The organism is Oceanispirochaeta sp. M1 (assembly GCF_003346715.1).
In the GTDB taxonomy this organism is placed as follows: domain Bacteria; phylum Spirochaetota; class Spirochaetia; order DSM-2461; family DSM-2461; genus Oceanispirochaeta.
Genome location: NZ_QQPQ01000097.1, coordinates 1 through 3,424, shown reverse-complemented (window position 1 = coordinate 3,424; position 3,424 = coordinate 1). Strand labels below are relative to the sequence as shown.

The following is a 3,424-nucleotide window of genomic DNA, read 5'->3' as shown; positions in this document are numbered from 1 at the left end:
CAATCATGGACCGTATTGTTCACAGTTCTATCAGAATAGAGCTTCAGGGAGAGTCTGTAAGGAAGAAAATGTATAAAAAAACTTGACTCAAACCTGCCACCCGGGATTAGATGAAACCAGCGGTTGAAAAAAGCGACTTAGGTGGCAGGATAAAACCGGAATGGGTGGCAGTTTTCACCGGAATATCCATCAGGCCCCAGGCCCAGGCGCTGATAGACCCTGTTTCCTCATCAAAAAGAGGGTGCACCCCATTGGCATATTCATCATCGAAATCAGGGTCGAGATCTCCATAATAGGCTGTTGCCAGGCCGTATCCCCTTTCAATGAGTGTTGATGCCGGCCAGCGGTTGGCACGGACAGCCCTGCTTTCCCCGGATGCCCGATTGTCGGTAATTCCATACTTCTTACTGTTCCGTATCCAGACTTCAGGAAGAGGAATATCTTGTTCTTCGCTTACGCTATGATTTCCATAGAAGTTCAGACCCAGGAAAAGCGGAGATGGTCCTGTTATGTTTTTCGGCAGATATATGAGGAGATCCATGTATGGTCCGGCCTCGCCGGGAGTAAAATACACGCGAATAATCTTACGAATGGCGTTTCCATCCAGGGCATCGGGTTTGATATCAAGGATCTCAAAGTGCATATTCTCGGGTTTCTCAGGAATGGGACCATATACATATTCATTGAACAGACTGATGATCTCATCTCTGCGGATCTCATCCCACATACGGATATCCTCTACGGGAGTTCCATCGGAAAATTGCAGTACAGGAGGTAGGGTGTACTCCTTTACCGGTTTGCTGAACAGGAGAGAACCAGCCTCTCCTATAATAAGTAAGGAAAGAGCCACTGCTGCCAGGGAAGAAAGAGCCGGAATTATCCGAGCTGCAATGCCTATGGTTCGTATCTTTTCCTTTCTGTATGAATCGATCACTTGATATATGAGGATAAGAAGATATATTCCACCGAGAGAGATCAGAGTGAGAATTATCAAAATCCAGTTCATCTGGACCCCGACTGCATCAGTGATGAATTTGTTCATATCAGGCCAGAGCCATCGGTTGCCAGATACAAGAAGGAGAAAAACAATAATAGGCAACAGGATTACCGGATAGACAATCATTCGGGTCAGGTTTGTGTTCTTCTTACTCATAAATGTTTTCCTTCATTACTTGTTCCTCTCGATCAATGAAAGGCTAACACGGAAACTCATATCCATTAACCAGTTTTTTAAATCAGTTTCCGCCTTTTTTCAAAAAATCATATATTCCAGAATAAAAGGAACTGATCAGCATAGCTCTCATAGAATCCGTATCTTTCATCCGCTTTAGATTGTTTTTCTAATATAGAGGTAAGGGTATGAACGTAATAACCATTTCGCGGAATTTAAACAGCGGTGGTCTTACGATCGGTCAAAAGGTAGCAGATGAACTCGGCTATTCATTTGTTACCAAAAAAACCATCGAAGAGATCATGAATCAGTATGGTATGGTGAGTTTCGATGAATTCTATGAAACATCTCCCGGTTTTCTGGATCGACTCGATCAATTTCATGAGGATATGATACGTTTTCTATACAGGGTAATTCAGGCAATAGCAGTACATGGAGAGATTGTGCTCCTTGGAAGAGGCAGTTTTGCAGTCTTTCCCGATTTCTCCGATGTTCTCAATGTCCGTCTATGGGCTCCCCTTGAAGAAAGAGTCAAACGTCTGATGGAACGAACCAATAATACATCTTGGCGGCAGTGCATGGATGATGTGACAGAACATGATCACATGCGCAAGGCCTTTGTGGAGAAATGGCTGCATGGACATCCAGACAGGGCCAATGCTTTTGATCTTGTTATCAACACATGGAAGGTGCCTCAGGACAATGCTGTACAAATTATTGTCGATACAGCCCGATTGAATCGAGACCTGAAACTGGATAAATTCAGAACCCTGGATTCACTAGACATAGACTCTGTTTTACTGAATACGGTAAAAGAAGTTCTGGGAAGATGATGCTGGCTCCTGTTTAGCAGGTGATGTATCTACTAAATCAGGGGAACTCAATTAAGCCACTCTAAAGAGTGACTTAATTGAGTTCACACCATACAGGCTTCAGTTATTTACCAGACTTTGTCGCATTTCAAATCTTGCAATAAAAATTGCAGCTACGATACCAACTGTAAAGATAACAAGTGATGCATAAGAAAATATGGCAGTAATTCCCATTGATGTCATAATCCTACCATTAACGGCAGTACCGAAAGCACCTCCTATAAACATATTAAATGAAGCAAGAGACATGGCTGTTCCTCTCATTTTAGGTAACTTTGCCTGGGCTGCTGATACTAGCGTTGACTGAAGAAATATAAAAGCAACTCCGAAACTAAATAGGCCAATAATGAGTAAATAAACATTACTCATTGTAGAAAGGATATATAAACCTGCAAAACCCAATACACCAGCAGTAACTAGAAAACCATGTTTGAGAACCATCTTTGCTTTTGGTGCAATTCTTCCGCCTAGAACTGTTCCAAGACCAAAAAATGAAAGAATAAGACCTACTTGAAGAACTGAAAAACCCGTTAGAGTTTGTATTAACTTTCCTGAATACGTAAAGCTTCCAAAGACTGTAAATCCAACAAAGAAGATAACCATGACAAGTCGCATAAAGCGATAATTTGACAGAGGAACTTTATAGGCCTGAATGAAGTTTAATTTATCTACAACACCTTTATCTTTCTGGAGAAGTTTCAGAATAGCAAATGCAACTATGAGTTCTCCAATTCCATATACAATATAAACAAGTCTCCATGATCCAAAATAGGAGATGATCCCTCCAAGTGCTGTAGCGCTTGCCCCCCCGAGGAACATCAGCCCCATAACCTTTCCTAAAGCACCCTGTCGCTCCTTATCATTGTATGATTGGCCAACAAGAGCCATTGTTACAGGAAAAACGCCAGCACCGAAGGCTCCATTAAATGATCTTAAAACTATCAGACTGGGTAGATTGTAAGCAAAGCCTCCAAGAATACTGAAAACAGCTGTACCAAAAGCGGCAATACTGATAATTCTCACTTTTCCGAATCGATCAGACAGAGGACCGAATATAAGAGTGAAAAATCCAAAAGAGAGCATATAAGCTGTTACAGAATAGGCAGCCTGCTGCAGCCCAATGCCTAAGTCCTCCGATATTTTCAGTAGCAAAGGAGCTGCTGCATAATTATCACCATTCGTCATAAAAGCAAGTAAGCCCAAAGATAGAATCATTATATTCCGTTTATCTTTCATAATTTTCCTTATTTAAAATCACAGCTGTCCAAGATAAAATTGCTTCATAAAAACAGCCCCATTTGACCATCTGAAAAAAACATTGATTCTGCCATTGGTTTTGGCTTATTCAACCATAGCCAGATATCTTTTTTCATGAACAATA

The 3,424-nt window shown here is 41.4% G+C and carries 3 protein-coding genes; 1 reads left to right on the top strand and 2 read right to left on the bottom strand.

The genetic code is table 11. From position 1 onward, the window contains the following. Nucleotides 1-106: 106 nt before the first annotated feature. Entirely contained in the window at nt 107-1,153 is a 1,047-nt protein-coding gene (locus DV872_RS25800; protein WP_114632856.1) for a hypothetical protein, read from the bottom strand. Between the two features lie 206 nt (nt 1,154-1,359). Between DV872_RS25800 and DV872_RS25795 the strand changes: the two genes are divergently transcribed. Next, complete coding sequence (locus tag DV872_RS25795; protein ID WP_114632855.1) at nt 1,360-2,004, top strand: AAA family ATPase; 645 nt, start codon at nt 1,360-1,362, stop codon at nt 2,002-2,004. A 99-nt stretch (nt 2,005-2,103) separates the two neighbouring features. On the opposite strand, the gene DV872_RS25790 is transcribed toward DV872_RS25795, so the two are convergent. Next, nucleotides 2,104-3,279: an MFS transporter gene (locus DV872_RS25790; protein ID WP_114632854.1), complete on the bottom strand. Its 1,176-nt coding sequence runs from the start codon at nt 3,277-3,279 to the stop codon at nt 2,104-2,106. Nucleotides 3,280-3,424 lie beyond the last annotated feature (145 nt).